Annotated in this window: 16 protein-coding genes; 5 read left to right on the top strand and 11 right to left on the bottom strand. The window is 59.2% G+C overall.

Annotated elements, in window-relative coordinates; all coding sequences use genetic code 11:
* Positions 1–235: 235 nt before the first annotated feature.
* The 3 genes from GX444_07545 to GX444_07555 are packed head-to-tail and all read left to right on the top strand — an operon-like array spanning position 236 to position 4574.
* Positions 236–1024, top strand: coding sequence for a 2-hydroxyglutaryl-CoA dehydratase (locus GX444_07545; protein NLH48442.1), 789 nt, complete (start codon positions 236–238; stop codon positions 1022–1024).
* On the top strand, positions 1021–2298 hold the full coding sequence (locus tag GX444_07550) for a bifunctional folylpolyglutamate synthase/dihydrofolate synthase (protein NLH48443.1): 1278 nt from the start codon (positions 1021–1023) through the stop codon (positions 2296–2298). The genes GX444_07545 and GX444_07550 overlap by 4 nt, the downstream gene beginning before the upstream one ends.
* A complete protein-coding gene (locus GX444_07555) occupies positions 2295–4574 on the top strand; it encodes an LPS-assembly protein LptD (protein NLH48444.1) in 2280 nt (759 codons plus the stop codon). Before GX444_07550 ends, GX444_07555 begins: the two co-directional genes overlap by 4 nt.
* Before the next feature lie 10 nt (positions 4575–4584).
* Here the strand turns inward: GX444_07555 and GX444_07560 are convergent, their stop codons facing one another.
* The 4 genes from GX444_07560 to GX444_07575 all read right to left on the bottom strand — a co-directional run bounded on the left by GX444_07560 (position 4585) and on the right by GX444_07575 (position 9358).
* Positions 4585–6330, bottom strand: a complete 1746-nt coding sequence (locus tag GX444_07560; GenBank protein NLH48445.1) for a M4 family metallopeptidase — start codon at positions 6328–6330, stop codon at positions 4585–4587.
* A gap of 193 nt (positions 6331–6523) precedes the next feature.
* Entirely contained in the window at positions 6524–6718 is a 195-nt protein-coding gene (locus GX444_07565; GenBank protein NLH48446.1) for a 50S ribosomal protein L28, read from the bottom strand.
* A 108-nt stretch (positions 6719–6826) separates the two neighbouring features.
* Complete coding sequence (locus tag GX444_07570) at positions 6827–8299, bottom strand: NAD(P)/FAD-dependent oxidoreductase (protein ID NLH48447.1); 1473 nt, start codon at positions 8297–8299, stop codon at positions 6827–6829.
* Between the two features lie 3 nt (positions 8300–8302).
* Complete coding sequence (locus tag GX444_07575) at positions 8303–9358, bottom strand: phosphoribosylformylglycinamidine cyclo-ligase (protein ID NLH48448.1); 1056 nt, start codon at positions 9356–9358, stop codon at positions 8303–8305.
* Between the two features lie 173 nt (positions 9359–9531).
* Between GX444_07575 and GX444_07580 the strand changes: the two genes are divergently transcribed.
* A complete protein-coding gene (locus GX444_07580) occupies positions 9532–11832 on the top strand; it encodes a DnaJ domain-containing protein (GenBank protein NLH48449.1) in 2301 nt (766 codons plus the stop codon).
* Between the two features lie 28 nt (positions 11833–11860).
* Positions 11861–14998, top strand: coding sequence for a response regulator (locus tag GX444_07585; GenBank protein ID NLH48450.1), 3138 nt, complete (start codon positions 11861–11863; stop codon positions 14996–14998).
* 9 nt (positions 14999–15007) lie between these two features.
* Here GX444_07585 and GX444_07590 read toward each other — a convergent pair whose 3' ends face one another.
* The 7 genes from GX444_07590 to GX444_07620 all read right to left on the bottom strand — a co-directional run bounded on the left by GX444_07590 (position 15008) and on the right by GX444_07620 (position 22373).
* Positions 15008–15532 carry a hypothetical protein gene (locus GX444_07590; protein NLH48451.1) on the bottom strand — a complete coding sequence of 175 codons (525 nt, stop codon included), beginning with the start codon at positions 15530–15532 and terminating at the stop codon, positions 15008–15010.
* A gap of 3 nt (positions 15533–15535) precedes the next feature.
* Entirely contained in the window at positions 15536–16783 is a 1248-nt protein-coding gene (locus GX444_07595) for a hypothetical protein (GenBank protein ID NLH48452.1), read from the bottom strand.
* Between the two features lie 98 nt (positions 16784–16881).
* Positions 16882–18978, bottom strand: a complete 2097-nt coding sequence (gene fusA, locus GX444_07600) for an elongation factor G (protein NLH48453.1) — start codon at positions 18976–18978, stop codon at positions 16882–16884.
* A gap of 132 nt (positions 18979–19110) precedes the next feature.
* A complete protein-coding gene (locus GX444_07605; protein ID NLH48454.1) occupies positions 19111–19881 on the bottom strand; it encodes a type III pantothenate kinase in 771 nt (256 codons plus the stop codon).
* Positions 19882–19884: 3 nt separating this feature from the next.
* Positions 19885–20673 carry a biotin--[acetyl-CoA-carboxylase] ligase gene (locus GX444_07610; GenBank protein NLH48455.1) on the bottom strand — a complete coding sequence of 263 codons (789 nt, stop codon included), beginning with the start codon at positions 20671–20673 and terminating at the stop codon, positions 19885–19887.
* Entirely contained in the window at positions 20670–21521 is an 852-nt protein-coding gene (gene nadC, locus GX444_07615; protein NLH48456.1) for a carboxylating nicotinate-nucleotide diphosphorylase, read from the bottom strand. Before nadC ends, GX444_07610 begins: the two co-directional genes overlap by 4 nt.
* Positions 21522–22373, bottom strand: a complete 852-nt coding sequence (locus GX444_07620) for a response regulator (protein NLH48457.1) — start codon at positions 22371–22373, stop codon at positions 21522–21524.
* Positions 22374–22386: the final 13 nt, after the last annotated feature.

Consider the following 22386-nt stretch of genomic DNA (forward strand, 5'->3'; position numbering starts at 1 on the left):
AAAGCCCGATGCAAAACGGAAAATCGAAAGGGAACAACCAACTGGACGTGGGTCTATCAGGCCTCGGCTCCGAACTCTACGTAACCAAGGGGACATTTTTGCTGCACAGTTAAGGGGACATATTGCCTAAGTATAAACAGGAAATCGCCGCCTGCTTGTTCGGTCGTCGGCCATGAAGTAAAGTGCTTGATCACCATGCTTGGAGGGAGTCTTTTGAATGAGCGATGACTGGAAAATCATCTATGCCGGCGTGGATATCGGCTCCTTGTCCACCGAAACCGTTTTACTGGACGGAGAGGGTCGGGTCTTGGCACGAACCATCCAGTTGACGGGCGCCAGCAGCGCCAAGGCGGCCAAGGCCAGTTTCGACGGCGCGATCGCGCAAATCGGCGCTTCGGCGGCGGACGTCGCGTTTTGCATTGCGACCGGTTACGGGCGTAACAAGGCGGAATTCGCCCACGCCAAGGTGACGGAAATCACCTGCCACGCCAAAGGCGCCGCCGTTCTGGTGGCCGGCGCCCGCACGGTGATCGACATCGGCGGGCAGGATTCGAAGGTCATCCGGATCAACGACGAGGGTGTCGTGTCGGATTTCGTCATGAACGACAAATGCGCCGCCGGCACCGGCCGTTTTCTGGAAGTCATGGCGCGGACCCTGGAAGTCGATCTGGAGGATCTGGGGCCGCTGGCCCTGCGATCCGACGCGGATCTGAAGGTCTCTTCCATGTGCACGGTCTTCGCGGAAAGCGAGGTCGTCAGCCTGATCGGCGAAGGCGTGGCGGCCGCGCGCATCGCCTGGGGTGTCTGCCGGTCGGTGGCCGACCGCACCGCCAGTCTGGCCGAACGGGTCGGCGCGACCGAGCCGATCGTCATGACCGGCGGCGTCGCGAAGAACGTCGGGGTGGTCAAGGCGTTGGAAACCCGGCTCAACCGCAAGCTGATCATTTCCGAGGAGCCGCAAATCGTCGGCGCGTTGGGCGCGGCCCATCTGGCGCTGGCGCGGGGGCGTCGCGGCGAGGCATGAATTCATCCTACGAACAGGCCGTGCAACGGCTGTTTGACCTGCAACGCTTCGGCATCAAGCTGGGGCTGGAAAACATCGGCCGGCTCTTATCCCGCCTCGGCGACCCGCGCCCCGGGCGGCAGACGGTCATTATCGGCGGCACGAACGGCAAGGGATCGGTCAGCGCCATGCTGGCGTCGATCGGCCGGGCAGCCGGCCTTCGCACCGGTTTATTCACCAGCCCGCACCTCACCAGCTTTACCGAACGGATCCAGATCGACGGCCGGCGCATCACCCGGCAAGAAGTGACCGCGGCGGCGGCGCGGCTGTGGGAGGCGTTGGAACCCTTCCGGCGCTCCGGCGAGCCCGAGCCGATCACATTTTTCGAAATGCTCACCGCGATGGCCGCCGACTATTTTCACCGCAATGGGGTCGAGTTGGCAGTGATGGAAGTTGGCCTGGGCGGCCGGCTGGATGCGACCAACGCCCTGCCGCGCGACCTGGTGATCCTGACCGATATTTCCATCGACCACGTGGAATACCTGGGCCATACCGTCGCACGAATCGTCGACGAGAAGGCCGCGCTATTTCGACCCGGAGTGCCGGCGATCGCCGCGGGTGGGCTGGAAAACGCGGGGGAGTTGATCGTCGCGCAGGCGGCGAAAGCCGGCTGTCCCCTGACTTTACTGGGGCGTGATTTCACCTATCGCGTCGCAGACGGCCGTTTGTCGCTTCGCTGCGGCGGAGAGGAAATCGCCGATCTGGTCGTACCGTTGAAGGGCTCGCATCAATACCGCAACGCCGCGATCGCGGTGTGCGCCGCGCGACAACTCGGCATCACCGACCCGGCGACGATCCGCGCCGGTCTGGCGGCGACGGTCTGGCCGGGCCGTCTGGAAGCTTTTCCCGGGCGGCCGTCCTGGCTGTTGGATGCCGCGCACAATCCCGGCGGCGCGGCGGTGTTGGCGAGCGCCCTGGTGGGCGAACCGCGCCCCGATGTCTGGCTGATGACCTGCCTGGGAGACAAGGACATCGCGGGAGTGGTCGAACGCATCGCGCCATTGGTCGGCAAAGTCATCTGCACGACCCTGCCGATGGATCGCGCTATCTCCCCCGAAAAACTGGCGGCGATCGTCCGGCCGTTCAATTCCGAGGTTCATCTGGCGGCGGATCCGGACGAAGGCATGGCTCTGGCGCAACGCCTGGCCGGTCCCGATGGCCGGATTCTGGTCGCCGGCAGCATTTATCTGCTCGGCCATGTGCGCGGTAAACTGACAGGCGAAACCGGCCCATGAAGCATTGTCGGTGGTTGGTCATTTTGCTGCTTTTGCTCCCTTGCGTTGCCTGGGCGCAAGCGGGGGACGATCCTCGCGGCGGCTCCGACGAAACGAAAAAACACACCGACGACGAACCGGTCGCCGACGATCCGAACGCCCGCTCGATCACACCGTTTCTGCAAAACGTGCTCAAATCGGACGAGCCGATCACCCTGGAAGCCGATCGGGTCGAATACGACGCCTTCCAGTCGATTTATCGCGCTTCCGGCAACGCGGTTCTGAAACAGGGCGACAATACGCTGCAAGCCGCGAACGTGGTGCTCGACCTGACGGCGAAGCTCCTGCATGCCGACGGCGGCATCTCGCTGTCGGCGCCCGACGGCGGCTTCCAAGCCGACGCGCTCGATCTGGCGCTGGAAAGCGAAACGGCGGTGATCGCGCGCGCGTCCTTCGTCATCATTCGCAATGACGTCAACTACTATCTGCACGGCCGGCGTATCGAAAAGGTCGGCCCCGACCGCTACCTCATTTACGAAGGCAACTACACGACGTGCGACTGCGGGCCGGACGAGGCCGATTGGCTGGTGACCGCCGATTTCATCGACGTCACCTTCGACGGCTACGCGATCGTCGAGCGGGGCCGCGTTTACCTGCAAGGGCTGCCGGTGGCGTATCTGCCGTACGGCATCTTTCCCGCCAAGGTCCGCCGCTCGACCGGCTTTCTCTGGCCGGCGACGGGTTGGGCGAGCGACGACGGCTACCGCATCGGGCTGCCGTTCTATTGGAACATCGCCGATCACGCCGACGCGACCCTCAACACCGACTGGTATGAGAATCGCGGCACCAAACTGGGACTCGATTACCGCTACCTGATGAACAAGCGCTGGTATGGCGAGGCGAACGTCGATTATATCCAGGATCACCTGGAAAACGATGAAAGCCGCTGGTCCATCGGTTACGAGCAGCGGTTCAACCCGGCCAAACAACTCTACTTGCGCAATCAGATCAGCTTGATTTCCGACAACGATTACGTCAACGATTTCCCGCACGACGTGTCGGCGCGCTACGACCGTTTCATCCGCAGCGACGTGATCGTGAACAACCTCTGGCAGAATTACGACCTCAACGTCGCGGCGCAATACTGGAAAACTCTGACCAGTGAGGACAACAGCTACACCTGGCAGCATTATCCGCAGGCGAGTTTCGACGCGGTTTCCCAGCAGATCGGGCCGATCCCACTCTATTGGCGTTCGCAAGCCATCGCCACCAACTTCTATCGCCCGAAAATTTCCCCGACCGAGAAAGACCTCGACGAGTTGACCGGCAATTCGCATTCCTACTATTTCCTGACCGACGGGCGGCGCTTCACCGTGCTGCCGGAACTGCATTCGCCACTGAATTTCAACCAGGTGCTCACGTTGACGCCCTATGCCCTGGGCGAGGGCACTTTTTACCAGTTGAACGATCGCCTTGCGGATCGCACGGTCAGCCGGGCGACCGGCGAGGTCGGGGCGCGGCTCTACACGCGGTTTGAACGGCCCTATACCGTCAGTTTGCCGGTCATGCGCGGCCTAAAACACCAGATCGAGCCGGCGGTCGAATACAAATACCGGGACGAACCGGACCAGGACAAACTGCCCGTTTTCGACGGCGAGGACCGCCTGCCGCGCCTGTCCGCAATAGCCTACGGCTTGACCAATCGCCTGTGGATGCGATTGTTTTCCGCCCGCGACAAGAGCTTTCACACGTTCAAGCTCACCGATTTCCGCGTCTTGCACGGCTACGATTTCGCCGAAGCGGAACGGGCGCTCGATCCGACCGTCGAGAACGACGAGCGCCGCCCATGGCAGCCCTGGCGCCTGGAATTGGAAACTTTGGGATCGGCCGGCAGCTATCTCAGCCAGATTCTGGTGCGCGGCGACCTGGAATACGACACCTACCAGGACGACGTGACCCGCTTCGATATCATGGGGCTGCTCGGCAACTCGCGCGACGACGCGATCGGGGCCGAATACCGCTATCACGTCGACGAAGCGGGCGAGGTGGATATCCAGTATCTCTCCGGCCTGGCGCGTTACAATCTGCTGGACGTGTTGTCCTTCGACTATCTCACCCGGTACAGTTTCATCGACAGCTACTTCATCGAGACCCGCTACGGCATCGAGGTGCACAGCCTGGAAAAATGCTGGTCGGTGCGCTTGAACATCGAACAACGGGAAATCCCGGAAAAGGAAACGGTCTTCATCGTGATGACGGATTTGACGGGATTGGTCCAGGCGGGAACGGCGTTTTAATTCACCGCAGTTATTGCGCCGCGATGTCCAGGTTCATCAGGGTCGCGGAAGCCTCGCCGAAATTGACGAACTGCAGATAGTAGCGGTTGCCCGCCGTGAGACCCTCGGCCCGCCACGTGTTCTCGGTTTTCCGGTCCCGTTTTTCGGCCTCGGCGGCGACGGCCTGATCGTAAGTCACCTGGAAGGTCCCATCGGTCTGTTCGACGTAGCGGATCGGTTCGACCCGGCGCAGATAAAGCCGCAGATCCCAATCCGTTGGGTCCGGGTACATCGGCGCATCCGGCGCGGACAGTAGCGTCGCGGTGATGACCAGGGTGGAGGCGCCGGACGGTAAATCCACGATACCCTGAACGTATGCCGGCGCGGCGGCGAGAACCGCGTCCTCGATCCGCAGGTCCATCGAAACGTTCCACGGCGCGTCATAGGTGCCGCCGACAATGAGCAGCTGATGGTCGGCCTCCCGGTAATCGGTTATCTCCTTGGCGCGGACCGTTTCATAAAGACCGCGCGCGGTGAAGATCTCGCGAATCGCGGGCGCGGCCTCGCTCAACCCTTCGCTTTCCAGTATCGCCAGAAACGTGTCGGCATATTTGGCGAAGGAATCGGGTTCCTCGCTTTGCGGCAATTCCAGCAAGGTTAGCAAAATGAGGCGGGTAAAAACTTCCGGCGACAATCCCGGTTCGGCGGCGAGTTGCTGATAAACCGCGAAATTCGCCCCGGCGATGATGCCGCCATCCGTGGGATCGAAACCCCGCAGATCGCGCGGAAAGGCCAGATCGTTGTCGACGTCGCGGGAAAAGCCGGGGCCAGCCGTTTGTTCGAGGTAGGCGAACAGTGCGGTCGGGTTTCCGGAAACCAGCCAGGAAAATGTGTCCGCCAGCCCTTCGTTCAAGGCGTTGGTCAGGTTGCACAGGCCGTATTCATCCGCGTAAATATTGTATTCCAATCCAGCGGTCGCGTAATTGATCAAATGGCCGAATTCGTGGTAGATCGTCTCGCCGTCATAGGCAAAGTCCGCGTGCGATCCTTGCCCGAACACCAGGAAATCGCCCTCGTAACCGAGCAGGCCGTTCACTTCCGCCATGCCCTGTTGCATGTATTCGTGCGGCGAGTAGAACGCCGTGGATATCGGCTCCAGGTTGCCCGTCGTCGTGGGCAGGCGGTAATTCGCCACCAGATTGATCGGCGTCGCCTCGCCATTGACCTTGTGGCGGCCGGGCAGATGCGTAAAGACGCCCACGTTTTCGCCGGTGATGAACCGGTAGATTTTTTGCGCGTGATAATAGAGTTCCACCTCGGCGTGAACGTCGTTCGGATCGTAAACCCCGGCCACGGCTGTCGGCCAATCCGGATAAACAAAATCGCCGTTTTCGTTCTTATTCGCCAATGGGCGAAGAGTGCAGATCCGTTGGGTTCCGAGGCCGGGGAGGTCGATGGTTTCCTCTTCGTCGGAACAGGTCAGGACGCGCAATTTGCGGATGCCCTCGTCATCGATCCGGCTGATCAACGCACCGCCGGCATCATCCGCGACATCCTCCAGGGTCGTCTTCATGATTTGATCGGTGAGCACCGGATTGATTTCGAAGACCTTGGCTTTGTCGGTGCCGGGGGCGTCGTCGTTGTCATCGTCGTCATCGGCCGGAGTATAACTGTCGTCGTCGGTTGAATCCTCGCCGTCCCGGCCGTTGTCGGCTTCGTCGGCGCAGCCCGGACAAAACAAAAGACAAAGCAATAGCGACAGGAAGAAAAATTTCATCGTAGTGACTCGCGTTCGGAAGCGGGAATCCGTCGGCGTTTCAAAATAGCATGATAAAGCAGGATTTCAAAGCGGCCGGCTCATTAAAGAAAGACGAGGGACGAGATTAAATGCAAACGCCCCGGTGCGCCGTGCGGACACACCTGGGGCGTCGCCGAAAATCAGCACGGCTTGGCAGTCTGGCGCGGCATCATCAAGACGGTTTGACGACTTTGCCGGCGCGGATGCACCGGGTGCAGACGTGCTTCCGTTTGGAATTGCCTTTTTCGTCCAGGGTGCGAATCAATTGCAAGTTGGGCTGCCAGACCTTGCGGGTCCGATTGTTCGCGTGGCTGACGTTGTGTCCCAGTTGGCGGCCTTTGCCGCAAATTTCACATACTCTCGACATTTATCGTATCTCCCTTGATGCCATTTCACCAAAAGTGGGCGCCAAATATGTCAAAAATGAAGAAGAAATGCAAGAGGCTATTTTCTTTTTTCGTTTCTGACCTTTTCGCTATTTGGCCAGCGCCTTGGCCAGCAGATTCGTCACCATGACCGCGCTGATTCCTTCGCCTTCCATGCCCATGCCGGGGAGGGTGGCTTTCCCGGCATAATAAACGTCCTTGTGCGGCGTGCGGTTCGGCAAACAGGCGATCCCGTATTTGTCTTCCAGGCTGATCGGCGGCGTGGCCGGAGTGCGGCGCGAGGCCTGGTAGAGCGCAAAGCTTTCTTCAAAAGCGACAAAATCGGTGAATTCATCGAGAAACGGAATGAGTTCGCGTAATTGGGCCACCATCCGGTCGGAGAGGGATCGCGTCTCGATGGCGTTCAGTTCGCCGCTTTCGGGCAAGACCAGAGTGGAAATCGCGATGAGCCGTTTTCCCGGCGGCGCGTAATCCGGCGAATCCAGCGGACTGAGGCTGGCGAAGGCCAGGTTGTCGGGCTCGGTCGCGGGCTTTTGCGTATCGGTCAGCAAAATGACGTTTTCGTTCATGCCAACCGGAATGACCTCGTCCTTTACGCCGACGTACAAAGTGAACAAGTGGCGCCGGTGCGGCGGTTCTTCGAATCGTTCTTTGTAGGAACCGCGCAACGTTTTCGGCGAATGACGGCTGAAAAACTCCTCGATGTTGTTGCAGACCAGGATTTTCTTGCAGCGGACCGGCTCCTTGATGCCCGCCAGTTTGATTTCGTTGACGCGAGCGAAATCGATCTCCTCGATTTCGCCGGCGCGCTGCAACTGGCCGCGGTAGCTGCTGATCCGTTCCTTGCAGATATCTTCGAGAATCCGGAGTCCGCCTTCGACGGAATAGATTCCTTTGTTCAGCGCCGAAAGCACGAGCGAGGCGAAGAACAGCGACGGATCGTCCGGATAGGTCGGGGCCAGGAAGTAGAACTGCGCCTCGATGAAAGCGCGCGCCTCGGCCGAAAGGCCGAAACTGTCCATGAATTCGTCGAAGGAGGTCCGGGATCGCTCCTTGAAGTCGGCCCCCATGTTGCCGCTGGTGCGGTTGAGGCGGTAGCGCTCCATGAAGGAATACGCGGGATAGACCACTTCCTTGGTCAGCAGGCTGCGGACCTGGCTGCTGTAGCGATCGGCCTCGTTGAGCAGATTGGTCAAGGCCCCGGCGTCGGCGCCGAAGGTCAGATTCAGCAGGTGGGTCCATTCCTCGCGGCCCTGTAAAATGTCGATGCGGGCCTCGGGCAGGGCGATTTGATACGCCGGTTGGGCCAGTTGAAAGCGCTTCTTTTCCAGGAAGGGGATGCCCAATTCGACGAAGATATCGTTGAATACCTGGTTCTGGCCGAAGCCGAAGAACAGGCCCGGGAACGGTTTGAGGGTATAGCCTTGCCGTTTGACCTGCTGGCGTTCGTTTTCCACGTCGATCACCGCGACCTGGAATCCGCGTTTGACCAGCAGGGCGCCCGCGACCAAACCGGCAAGTTCGGTCCCGATTACGGCAACGTCGAAAAGTTTACCCAGCATGGATTATTCGAATTCGATTTCGTGCGGGTCATCGCCCTTGCGTTCGGTGATTTCGCCGATAATCCAGGCGTTTTCACCCATGGCGTTGAGCCGGTGAACGACGGTTTCGGCGTCGGCCGCCGCGCAAACCATCGTCAGGCCGATGCCGCAGTTGAACGTTCGCAACATTTCGTGCTGATCGATTTCGCCTTCCCGCTGCAGGAAATGGAAAATGGGTGGAATCGTCCAGGAGCCGGAGCGGATCAAGGCTTTACACCGATCGGGAAGAATTCGGGGAATGTTGTCGATGAAACCGCCGCCGGTGATGTGAGCCATTCCCTTGACGGTCAGATCGCGAATGACGGCATGGACCTGCCGTACGTAGATTTTCGTGGGGGTCAGCAAGACCTCGCCGATGGTCTTGTTGTCCAGCTCGGGAACGATGTCGTTGACCTTCAAACCAAGTTGGTCGAAGACGATTTTCCGTACCAGGGAAAAACCGTTGGAATGCACGCCGGAACTGCCGACGCCGATGATCAGGTCGCCCACGGTGATCGAGGAACCGTCGATCAGCTTGTCGTTTTCCACCGCCCCGACCGTGAACCCCGCCAGATCGTATTCGCCTTCCGAGTACATGTCGGGCATCTCGGCGGTTTCGCCGCCCACCAGGCTGCATTCCGCTTCCTTGCAGCCGGCCACGATTCCCTCGATGACCTTGACGGTGGTGTCCACCGACAGTTTGCCGGTGGCGAAATAGTCGAGGAAGAAAAGGGGCCGGGCGCCCATGACGGCGATATCGTTGACGCACATGGCGACCAGATCGATGCCGATCGTGTCGTGAATGCCGGTGGCAAAAGCGATTTTCAGCTTGGTCCCCACGCCGTCCGTGGAGCTGACCAACAGCATTTCCTTGTCTTTGAAGTAGGTGGAGCTGAGCGAAAACGCCGCGCCGAACCCGCCGATCTCAGTATGAACGCCGGGACGGAACGTGGATTGGACGAGCGGCTTGATCCGCCGGACGAACTCGTTGCCGGCATCGATGTCCACACCGGCATCCCGATAGGTGCTGTATTTTTTCAAGTCGTAGACTCCAAGGGAATGTTTTCAGAAAAGCCAGATTCATTTAACGAACCCGCCAGGAAAAGTCAAAGGCCAAATTTTCCCTTTCCAATTTTCCATGGGTTTGCGATATAATGAAAATTCCATTATGGTTAGGCGTTTTGTGAAAACAGACAATATCCGGATGCGGCAAAATGTACGATTACCGAATCAGTTACCTGGGTGATATCGCGCAGTTCCATGTTCGCGAGCTGCTTCTCTCGCTCGCCGCCCAGCGCGAAACCGGAGCCTTGCTGATCCGCCAGGAACGAATTGTAAAAAAGATTTTTTTCCGGCAGGGCCGAATCGCCGGAATCGAGTCCAATCTGGCCCGCGATTCGTTCTGGCGCTTTCTCCATGACCGGAAGCTGGCCACGCTCGCGCAATTGCGGGCCGGCGTCGACCATCTGGACGACGACAAAGGGGCACGCAACCTGATCGAGCGAGCTGTGAATTGGTGCGGATTGAGCGGCGACGAAGCGGCTTCCTTTTTCCGGCAATGGATCACGACCTGCCTGACCGACTTGGTTCGTTGGCAAGTCGGCTCTTACGTTTTCCTGTTCGACGAGGAAATGCCCGGCTATCTTCACGGCTGCGGCGAACTGCCGGATATCGGCCTGATCCTGGTGGAGATTTTACGCCAGGCGATGCCGCTCTCCTACCTGCGCAATCAATACCGCACGCGCCTGGAAGAAGTGCCGCGGGTCGGCAATCAGGCCGACAGTCTGGTCGCCGATCTTTCGTTCGACGCCACGGAAAAGGAAGTCCTGCAGGCGGTTGCGCAAGGCCGAACCGTTCGCCAGATTCTGCTGGGCAGTGGTAAGACCACCGCGCGCGGGCTGAAGGCGTTGTTGGTCCTGGAAACGGTCGGGGCGATCTATTTCCCGCCGCACACCAATGCCAAACCAGGGCGCCAACCGGACCGGGCCGTCGAACTGGGCGTGGATGGCATGGCCTTGATTCAGCGACTGCGCGAGAAGGGCGCCACGGTCCTGAAACAACCGCCGTTCGAGATGCTGGGCATCAGCCGCCTGTTCGACGAGGAAGAATTGCGAAGAGGTTATTACATCATCGCTCAAAACTTCCATAACAAAGCTTACGAAAATCTGTTGCCGCCCGAATTGCGGGAGTTGTCGCGGCAGATCTTCGACAAATCCAGCCAAATCTTCGAAGCGCTCGTTGTCTGGGAAAAACGGCGCCGCGCCGACGGTTTTGCGTCGTTCCGCCAACTGGAAACGGAATTCTTCCACTACGATCACGCCGCGGACATTAAGGCAGAGATCCTCTACCTGGAAGGACGCCGGACGCTCGCCGACGAACCGTCCACGGCCGCCAAGGAATTGCTGCAGGAAGCGGTTTCGTTGGCCAAGCACCAATCCGAATACCGTTTCTGGTTTGCCTGGCTGACGCAGCGGCAGAATCCGCAGCCGGATCAAGTGCGATTTCAGATGGCTGAAATGCGCAAAATTCTCGAGGACGACCCCACCAACCTCGAAGCGAAGCGGGAATACCTGGCGGTCCTCGAGGCGCAAGGCAAAACCGACGACGCCTTCACCCTGGTGGGTCAATTGCTGGCCTGGTTGCCGGACGATGTCGAATTGCGCTCTGCCAGGCGCCGGCTCTATCCCTCGCTGACCGCCGACAAACTCGCGGCGGTCGAGACGGATAAACAGCAGGTTTTAGAGGAAGGCGACCGCCTCAAGAAAACCCTCGAGGAAATGGAGAAAAGCACCTACTTCGAGATGCTCGGCGTCTCCAAACAAGCGACTGGAGAAACGATCCGCCGGCGCTATTTTGAACTGGCCAAGCAATACCATCCGGATTTGTACAAAAACACCCACCTATTGGATACGGCCGAGAAAATCTTCGTACTGATCAACGAGGCGTACGAAACACTGTCTTCCGAGCAAAAACGCGCCAACTACGAAAACAATCTCAAGCTCCTGGAAAACCAGAAGCAGCAGATCGAGTTGGAGCGCAAGGTCGCCGAAGAGCGGATGGTGCAAAAAGCCAAGTCCTTTTTGCAGGCCGGCAACTGGAATTCCGCCGGCGAGTTGCTCGAGGAAATGATCCGCGACGGAAAGGACAACAACCCGATCATCTTGCCCTACTACGCCTGGGCGCTTTTCAACCGCGATTACCGCGATAATCCCGGCATTCTGGCCAAGGTCGAGAAGTTGTTGCAAACCGCCGTCGAGCGCGATGCCCGGTTGGCGGAAAGCTACCTCGTCTGGGGCCGGATCAATCGCCGGATGAATAAGCTGGCGCGCGCGAAGGCTTACTATGATAAGGCCCTGGAACTGGAACCGGATCACATCGAGGCATTGCGTGAAATCCGCCTGCTGACACAGCGTTACAATGAGGATAGTTCGTCCAGCGGCGTCGGCGAGACATCAACCGGCGAAGAAAAGAGCAAAAAGGGGATCCTCGGTTCGCTGTTTGGCCGGCGAAAATAGTTAAGGACACAAGGGGATAAACCTAGTCATGATGCCGAAACGTATCCTGGTGGTCGACCCGACCTCCGACACCCGCAAGTCGATCGAGGAAATTTTTGACCTACACGGCGACCAAGTCATTTTCGCCAAGGACGAACCGGAAGCGTTGTCCATCGTTCAGAACATCCAGTTCGACCTGATCCTGATCGAAGTGCTGCTGCCGCGCGGCAATGGCTACAGCCTGTGCAATCAAATCCGGCAATTGGAGAGAACCACCGGGGCCCATACGCCGATTTTGATCATGGGCGGCGTCCTCCGGAATTTCAATCTGGCCCACGAGGCGCGCATCAAACACGGCGCCGACGACGTTTTGGTCAAGCCCTTCGACGGCAAGGATCTCCTGCGCAAACTCAGCATTTTCCTGGACGGCTTCGATCCGGAAATCGTCGGCGATCTGGACCCCGATGCCGAGGCGGGGTCGGAAGATGCGCCGTTTATCCGGCTGTACGTCGATCCGTTGCGTACCGCGGGCAGCTTGAGCCGCGTGCCGTTCGCCCGCGTGCTCGGCGGTTTCTGGCAAATCGGCGAAACCGGCATTTTGCATGTCCAATCGGGCAAGGTGCGCAAGGATCTCTACTGGCAGAACGGCAATCTGGTTTTCGTCAACGGCGGCAATCGGCGGGAGTGTCTGGGCTGGATTCTGGAACGGGAAAAGCTGCTGACGCACGACGAATTGAAAAAATACTGGCAGGCGATGAACCAGACCGGGAAAAAGCTCGGCGAGGTGCTGCTCGAAGAACAACGGATCGGCCCGCACGATCTGTTTCAGATGATGCAGAAAGAGTTCGAGGAAAAGGTGTTTCATCTCTTCCGGTGGCAGGAAGGCAATTATTGGTTCGACCCGCTGCCCACCGTGGTCACCCCGGAAATCGTTCCGTTGTCGATTGACGTCCGTTCGCTTTTGCGCCGCGGCGTCGAGGACATTCATTCGATCGCGACTCTGCAGCGCGAGTTTGAATATTGGCTGACCGCGGTCGTGCAAATCGCCGCCGAAGGCCCGAAACGTTTGTCGAAATTGGCCCCGACGCACGGCGAACGGAAGCTATGGGAACTCATCGACGGTCAACTGACCCTGGCGGAAATCCTGGCGAAGACCGAACTGGAAAATACGGCGGCGATGCGGTTTATCTACCTGCTCCTCTGCGTCGACGCGATCTCCATGAATCTGGAACGGCGGACGGCGCTTTGTCCGCAAAGCCTTCTTCTGCCGTTGGGCGACGGGCAATACCGGAAGGAAATCGAAACGCGGTTCACCCGCACCTATTCGTATTCGCCCGCCGAATTGCTCGGCACTTCCCCGGCCGACCCGATCAGCGACCCGTCCCCGATTTATCGCGAGGCGTGCCATCGGCTTTTGTCGCGGCGACTGTTTTTCCAAAGCGATCTCTTGACCCAGGTCAAAGCGGAAACGATTTTTGACCGCCTGACGGACGCGTACCGGATTTTCGTGGGGGTCGGCGACGAACGACCCGCGGCCGGCCAGGACGGCCGGGAAATCAGCCCGGCCGGCAAAGCGAAAATTCTGGAAGCCGAAATGCTGTTCCAGGAAGGCATGGCCGCGCTGGCCACCGAAAACTACCTGCAGGCGATTGATCGTTTCCAAGCCGCCGTGGATCTGGACGAAAACACCGCCGACTACCATGCCTACCTGGGTTATGCCCATTACAAGCAACGGTCCGGGCACGATCAAACCGAACCGACGCAAGCGCTGCGGTACCTGAACAAAGCCCTGGAACTCGATTTTCATCTGCCCGACGCGTTTTTGTTCTTCGGTCAAATTTATTCCGATCTCGGTCAGGACAAGCGGGCCGAGACCTACTACGAAGGCGTGTTGGCCAACGATCCGAACAATCTGGAGGCGTTGAAACAACTCCGGATGATCTATGCCAACCGCAAAGCGCAAGTGCTGCAGGACGAAGAAGTGGAAGCGGGCGAGGCCGCGCCCGACGACGAACTGAAAGAGTACCAGAAACGCATCAAGACCTTCTTCCTGCAGATTCAGGGGCTCAACTATTATCAGGTATTGGGAGTGAAACCGGACATCGGCGCTAAGGAACTGCAAAAAGTGTATTTCGAGCTGGCCGCGCGTTTTCGCTCGGCACAGCATTATCAAAAGGCGAACCCGGTCGCCCGGGAGCAGGCGGACGAGATTTTCACCCGCCTGACGGTCGCCTACACGATTCTCTCCAGCGACGACAGCCGGCAATGTTACGACGAGGAGATGAAGCGCCATCAGAACGTCAATCCGCGGCAACCGGTCTCGCCCGGAATGCGCCAACAAGCCGCCGAGCATTTCCAACGCGGCATGCGCTATCTGAACAACCGTGATTTTAAAAATGCGGTGGAGCAATTCGGCGAAGCGCAACAAGCGGTGCCGTCCCAGGTCTCGTACCTGGCCTGGTTGGGTTATGCGTTGTATTTGCAGGCATCGCAATTAAGCGACGAGGAAAAAATCATGGGCGCCATTGCCCGCGAGTATTTGCGGTTGGCGCTGCTCCAGGATCCCGGCAACGCCGATGCCGCGTTTTTGCACGGCCAAATCTACCTGATGGAAGGCCGCCGGAATCTGGCCGAAGAGCAATACAACAATGCCCTGCTTTCGGATCCGGACCGGCTGGAAGCGCTCAAGGCTTATCGGCAGATTCATTACCAGGGCAAAGGCTATGCGCCCATCAAACTGAGCCAGAACATCGCCCTGGAACAGGATCATCGCTATCTGGAATTGCTGGAAACCCTGGATCTGCTCTATGCGACGGATTTCTTCGCGATTCTGGAAATCTCGCCGGACGCTTCGCCGGTCGACGTCAAAACGGCCTACGACCGCTATCTGGCCGGGTTGCTCGCCAATTTCGACCAGCACCATTCCCTGCCGGAAATTCGCTATCTGCTGGGCTTGATCCGCACCCGTCTGGATCGGGCGTATCGCATTCTGGCCGACAACCAAACGCGCGCGGCCTATCTGGCCGCCCTGGAGGATCGGGAAGAGGGCGCAACCGCGCCGGCGGCGAGCGCTTTTACGGCAGCGGCCGTCGCGGCGCCTCCTGCGGACGCGCCATCGCCCGCCGGTGACGAGCCCACGTCAGAACCTTTCTGGAAAGGCTTGAAAGGCAAGTTCCGGAAAAAATAAGGCCGGGGATTACTGTTGATGCCGATCGGCGAAACTTTTCGCCCGCCGGATGCGTACCCAGATAAATACCACCACGAAACACAAGCCGAGGGGAAACATCATCCGCAGCATCGCAACCAAAATCGGCGAAGCGATGCCGAAGTTGTCGCTGAAGAACGCGGCAGCACCGCCCAGCATGCCGATCGTCGCCAAAAAGAGAATCAGCGCCTCCAGGGACCCGAGCTTGGTTTCGATTTTTTCTTCCTTCGGCGCCAGGAATAAAATGCGCAGAATGTTCTGCTGGTATTTGCGGGCGACGCGCCGCTGTTCGATGGAGTAACGGTCCTTGGCGTCGATCACCGAGCCGTAACGCCGGGAAGCCTGAAGCAGAAGATTGTTTTTCAACGCCAGTCCGAGGTATTCCTTGTGCGGTTCTTCCTTGCCGAGGTCGGCGGTGACTTTCGCCCACAATTCCTCTTCGCGCTCCAGTAAGGCGGGGTCGGGCGCGGGCGGCGCCGGAGGCGCCAGTTTTTTTCGCAGTTGCTCCTCGTCCATCGCTCAGCGGGCTCTTTCTTTTTCCAGGGCCAGTTTTCGGGCTTGAATTGCCAAAATGCCCGGCACCTGTTTGCTTTTCGCAATCGACTGCAGATCGCGCATGTTCAGGCGCTGCAGGTACTTCATCGAAGTGATCAACGGGGTTTTCGGATTCCAACAAAGCTGATGAACGACGGTGTAACTTTTCGTCCATTCCTTGTTGAGGGTGATGACCCGGATCAAATCCTCGCGCATGGTCTTGTCCTTGGCCATCTTGATGACTTCTTCGATGGTAATGCCCGGATTGCGCAATACGCACTCCTGAACCATCTTGTTCGCGCTCTTGATCAGGATCTGCCGCGCCTCGATGTTGCCTTTCATGCCCAGTTTCATTTTTTCGAGCACGGTCATCTTGCGGATGCGGTTGGTCATCGTCTGCCGCTGTTCGGCCGACAATTCCTGCTCGGGCTCGACTAAAAAGTCCGCCGCGAAATCCTCGCTCGAGGCGAATACTTCTTTTTCCAACTGGTCGAGATCGAAATCCGGCGGCAGCTCGTCTTCGACCATGTCGCCCAGGTCGGGGCTGTCGATATCGGTCTTTTCGCCACCGGCCTCCGGCGCCGCGGGTACTTCCGACGTCGTTTCGGTCGTCTCTTCGTCGAACAAGGCCGCGGCATTCGCGGCGGCTTCTTCCGTGACCGCGCTCTCGGCGGCCGCCTCCGGTTCCGTTTCGCGCAGGAGTTCCTCGATCGGCTGGCCGGTGGTCATCTCCACGAAGCTGCGGACACGTTCGGAGATGTCGACGGGCGTGGCATCGTTATTCAAGAGGGCGCGCAGGATGTCCGGCGAGCGCAGCAAGCGCGCTTGGTTGTTCGAAATGATGTTGAGCAAGGATTCTTCGGAGCGGGTGGCCGCCAGATAGGCGATGGTTTCATCGGCGGTTTCCCGGTTCAGGGTGATCGTTTCGTACAATTTAGCGTCGGGCAGGGAACGCAGGGCGAACCAGTGCAGGATTTTCGGCGACAATTTTTCGGCCAGCACCGGCGCGAGCAGTTCGCGCGGCAAATCCACCAGGCTTTTACGCGCGGCGGCCCGGATGCGTTTGTCCTCATCGGCCGAAAGAAAATACAGCGCGCCGACCAGATCGCGCGTCACCATGGGCATCAACGACCGGGCGACCATCAGCTTGACGGTGGGCGACGCATCCTGCGGCAGGTTCCGCTTGGCGAGATCCGAAAGCTCGTCCCAGCTTAACGGCTCAAAAGGGCGCATGATTCAACCTCATTTATTTGGGAACCCGAGCAGTGTAATAAAAAGCCGGCACGGGATCAATCACCCATGCCGGCTCCGGGATCGCGGGAAATTGGGATTTATTCTTCTTCCTCGGTTTCCTTCTGCGCGCTGTCGATCACCTTCTGGGCGATGTCGCCGGGGACTTCCTCGTAATGTGAGAATTCGATGGTGAAGCTACCCTGGCCGCTGGTCATGGAGCGCAAATCCGGCTCGTAACGCAGCACTTCGGCCAATGGCACCTGCGCCTTGATGATGGTGTTTTTTCCCTTCGAACTCATGCCGGAAGGACGGCCCCGCCGGCTGGAGAGGTCGCCCATGATGTCGCCGGTGTTGGTTTCGGGCGCGATGACTTCCAGGTTCATGATCGGCTCGAGCAGGATCGGTTTGGCCGCGGCGATCGCCGCCTTCATGCACATCCGCCCCGCCATTTTGAAGGCTTGTTCCGAACTATCCACCGGGTGGAATTTGCCGTCGACCACCGCGACCTCGACGTCGACGATCGGGTTACCGGCCAGGACGCCGCGCGGCAGCCGTTCCTGGATGCCTTTGTCGACCGCCGGGATGAATTGGCGCGGAATCACGCCGCCGACGATCTTGTCGACAAACTGATAACCCGAACCGCGGGGCAGGGGTTTAACGACCAATTCGCATTCGCCGAACTGACCGCGGCCGCCGGTTTGCTTCTTGTGGCGATAACGCGCGCGGGCCTCGATTTTGATCGTTTCCTTGTAAGGAACCTTCGGCGTCGCCATGGTCACTTCCACGCCGTATTTCCGCTTCAGTTTTTCGACGGTGATTTCCAATTGCCCCTGGCCGACGCCCGCGAGGATGAATTCCTGCGTCTGCTCGTCGCGGCGGATGCGCACGGTGGGGTCTTCCTCGCAGAGGCGCGCGAAACCGTTTTGGATTTTATCCTCGTCACCCTTGTTTTTCGGCTGAATCGCAAAATTGATCGACGGCTCCGGGAAGTGCAGCAGGTCGAGCACGACGCCGACTTTTTCGTCGCAGAGCGTGTCACCCGTCGCCGTATCCTTCAGCTTGGCCACCGCGACGATGTCGCCGCAGACCGCCTGATCGATGGTGTCGCGATCCTTGCCCATGACCTTAAAGACCTGCCCCCACCGTTCCTTGCCCTTGCGGGAGGAATTGTTGGCGGTGGAGTCGGAAGCGGTCGCGCCGGAGATAACCCGGAAAATCGACAACTTGCCGGCGTGGCGGTCGATGATCGATTTGAGCACGATCGCGGCAAACGGTTCATCCTCGTGGCCTTTGCGCTCGATGATTTCATCTTTTTTGTCGGGATTGTGGCCGACCCAAGGCTTCACCCGATCCAGCGGGCTGGGGCCCGCGTCGGCGATCAGGTCCATCAACGGTTGAACGCCGATGTTTTTCGTCGCGCTGCCGCAGAGCAGAGGAACCAGGGATCCGTTTTTCAATCCGGCCCGGAGCGCGTTGGCGATGGCTTCGGGGGCGAGAGTTTCGCCTTCGAGATAAGCCATCATCAGGGTTTCGTCGTTTTCGGCGATGGCTTCGATGGCCTTGGTGCGGTATTCCTCGACTTCGGCTTTCAGGTCGGCGGGGATTTCCGCTTCTTTCATCGCGCCGGAGCCGTCGCGTTCCCAGACGAAAGCCTTGTTATTGAGCAAATCGACGACGCCCTGGAAGGATTCTTCCTGGCCGATCGGGATCTGCAGCGGGGTCAGGGTGACTTTGAACGAATCCTGAATGTCCTTGACGGTTTCCTTGAAATTGGCGCGTTCACGATCCATCCGGTTGATGAAGATCAGTTTGGATACACCGAGCTCGGTCGCCAGTTCCCAGAACTTGGTCGTCTGGACCTGCACACCGCTCGCGGCGCAGACCGTAATGACCGCCAGGTCGGAAATCGCCAGCATGTTGCGGCTTTCGGAGGTGAAATTCGCGCCACCCGGCGTATCGAGAATATTGAGGCGCACTTTATCCCAATCGACACTGGCCAGACCGGTGCTGATGGACGCGGTTTTCGCGATTTCCTCCGGCTCCCAGTCCATGATCGTGTTGCCGTCCTCGACCTTGCCCAGGCGGGTCGTGGCCTTGCCGTCGAACAACATCGCTTCGGCCAGGCTGGTTTTCCCGCTGCCGCCATGACCGAATAATCCCACATTACGGATTTTGCCGGATTCGATAACCTTCATGAACGACTCCTGATGGATCCAGAATTTGACAACATATTGATTATATGGCTTTTTTCCGCATCTCGCCCGAATTGCCGAGGGAAACGGAAGAGGAAAAGTAGTCTAGGTAAATGGAAAAATCAAGTCCCACCGCTACGCCGGACGATTCAATCGATACAACAGGCGCAAGCCTTCCAGCGTCAGGTCCGGATCGACCTTTTCGATCGTCGTGGAATAGGGGGAAATCAGTTCCGCCAGGCCGCCGGTCGCCATGGTGTAAACCTTGCCGCCCAGTTCGTCCCAAATGCGATGCACCATGCCGTCGACCAGGCCGACGTACCCGTAAACGATGCCGCTTTGCATCGATTCGATGGTGTTTTTGCCGATCACTTGCCGAGGCGCGGCCAACTCGATGCGCGGCAGTTTGCTGGCGCGGAAAAACAAGGCGTCCATGCTGATAACCATGCCCGGAGAAATCACGCCGCCCAGGTATTCTCCCTTGGCGCTGACGACGTCGAAGGTCGTCGCCGTGCCGAAATCGATGACGATCAGGGCGCCTTTCACTTGATGGTAGGCGGCCACCGCGTTGACGATGCGGTCCGCGCCGACTTCTTTCGGGTTGTCGTAGAGGATGGGCATCGCGGTTTTGATCCCGGGGCTGACGACGACCGCCTTGCAATTGAAGAGCTTTTGCATCACCAGTTCGAAACAGCGCGAGAGCGGCGGCACGACGCAGGAGATGATCGCGCCGTTGATTTGCTGAGGATTGAGCTTTTCCGCCGCCAACAGGCTGCGGATCAAAATCGCGTATTCGTCCGCGGTTTTTTGTTTCTTGGTTTCGACGCGCCAGCAAGCGCGAACCGTTTCGTCGGCGAAAATGCCGAAAACGATATTGGTGTTGCCGATATCCACCGCGAAAAGCATGGTTCAATCTCCCTGCAAAAAAACGTCCCCGCAAGTGACCAATCGCCGCTGTCCGCCGGTTTCGACGATCAGGTTGCCGAAATCGTCGAGGGCGATCGCGACGGCGGTGAAGGTTTGCTCATCATCCTTAACCGTAATCGTTTGGCCTTTCAAGTTGGCTTGCCGCTCCCAATCGGCGAATAACCGACGACGGTCCGTCCGCCATTGGGCATAGCGCTTTTCGCACGCCGGCAGGAAGTGCCGCAGAACGTCAGGGCGCGGAATCGCGGCATTCGCGAAGTCCGCCAGGGAAATCGCCAGCGATCGCAACTCGGCCGGTCGCTCGTCCGCCCGGGAATTGACGTTGATGCCGACTCCGACCACGACGAAAGGATTTTCAGCCAAACTGCTCTGGCAAAGAATGCCGCAAATTTTCCGGCCGGCCACCAGCACGTCGTTCGGCCATTTCAACCGTACCGCCGACCCGACGAATTGACGAATGGCGTCGGCCGCCGTCAGGCCGATCGCCAGACTGAGGCTCGGAATGATTTCGCGATCGACATCCGGACGAAGAAGAAAGGAAAACAGCAGATCGCGCCCCGGCAAACCGAACCAACGCCGTTCCCGGCGGCCGCGGCCGGCAGTCTGGTGATCGGCGATCAGCAAGGCGCCATGCGGCAGGTCAGCGCCGTTTTGCAACAGATCGGCATTGGTGCTGCCCGTTTCGTCGACGATCGACAGCCATTCTTTTCCCAGCCATTCGACGTTCGGCAGGCGGTGGATGGAATCGGGGGTTATCTCGATCGGTGTCATGCGCGGTTCGGCGTCAATTTCATATGGAGATCGGCGGCCGGAACGCTGTGGGTCAGCGCGCCGACGCTGATGCGGTCGATGCCGGTCGCCGCCAAGGCCGCGATCCGGTCCAACGTCACGCCGCCGGAAACCTCCAACTCGGCGCGTCCGGCGGCGATTTCCACGCAGCGGCGGATACGGTCGAGGTCCATGTTGTCCAGCAGGATGACAGGCGCCTGTTCGGCCAGGGCCTCCCGCAATTCCTCTTCGTTGCGGACCTCGATCTCCAGCGGCGCCTGAGGGAACTCCAGCCGCGCTTTGCGGATCGCGGCGGTGACGCCGCCGCAGGCGTCGACGTGGTTGTCCTTGATCAGGATTTGATCGTACAGGCCGAACCGGTGATTGTGTCCCCCGCCGGCCCGCACGGCGGCTTTTTCCAGCCGCCGCATCCCCGGATTGGTCTTGCGGGTATCCAGAATTCTCGCCCGGTGCGGGCCGACCTGTTCGACGTAAGCGGCGGTCAGCGTGGCGACGCCGCACAGATGGCAAAGCAGGTTCAGACAGATCCGTTCGCCGGCCAGCAGGGAACGGACGCGGCCGCGCACGATCGCCAACCGATCGCCGACGACAAGCCGCTGCCCGTCGGTCGCGGGCGTTTCGATTTTGACTTCCGGATCGATCAAATCCCAGAATGGCGCGAGAATTTCCAGACCGGCGGCGACCAGGGGTTGCTTGGCGCGGATTTCCGCCTCTCCGAGCCATTGCGGATCGATCGTGGCGATTCCGGTGATGTCGCCCGAGCCGAGATCCTCTTCGATCGCCAGCAGCAGCAGGCGCTGCAAACCGGTCGGGTCCAACCCGGCGTCCATTTACTCCTCCATGAGCTTGCGAATGGTGTTCTGGATGATGGTTTGGATGTGTTGCTTGAGCACGCGGGATACTTCCTGCCGCATGTTCTCGTCCACCCGCTGGCCGTAGTGGAATTCGATCCATTGTTCGATGTGGCGGGAGATTTCCGCACTGGATGCCTCGCTGACTTTTTCGGAACGTTTGATCCAAAGGTCAGACGTCACGGCATCGAGTGCCGGTTGAGTCGTCGCGTTCGACGCGGCGTCGGACCGGGCTGCGCCGGCCGGCGGCTCCTCGTCATCGAAAAAGGCGCGTAACGGATCGCTGGTTTTGGGCATCATCCGCGCGGTGGTTTTACTGCGCTCCGGAGCGGGTTTGCTCGGCGGCGGCGGTGGGGCCGGCTTGGCCGGTTCGGGCGGGGGCGTCGGAATTTCCGAAATGACTTTTTTCGCCACGGAAGTCGGCCGGCTGGCGATCGGCACCGCCTGCTCCATTTTTTCGGCCACTTCGAGGATCGCCTCCGCCAGCGGCTCTTCCTCCATTTGCATTTCAATGAATCGATCGATGCCGGAAAGAATGCCGAGGGCATGGTCGTAGGAAGCGCTGTTCTCCACGATCATGATCACCCCGACATGGGAAAGTTTATTGATTTCCTTGATCTGTCGGCACAAATCGTAGCCGTTGCCGTCGGGCAGGTTGGCATTGGTGGCCACGATCGAGGGCTCGGTCTGCCGGACCATTTCCAAGGCGTCGCGCAGGGTAGGCAAGACATGAAAGGCATTGCCACGCAAACCGAGCGCGTCGCGCACTCGTTTCCGGAAATCCTCCGGAAGGCCGACCAGGATCAGACGGCGCGAGGTGGTTTCTTTCATGGCGGTCCCTCTC

It is taken from the genome of Myxococcales bacterium (assembly GCA_012517325.1).
Classification (GTDB): domain Bacteria; phylum Lernaellota; class Lernaellaia; order Lernaellales; family Lernaellaceae; genus JAAYVF01.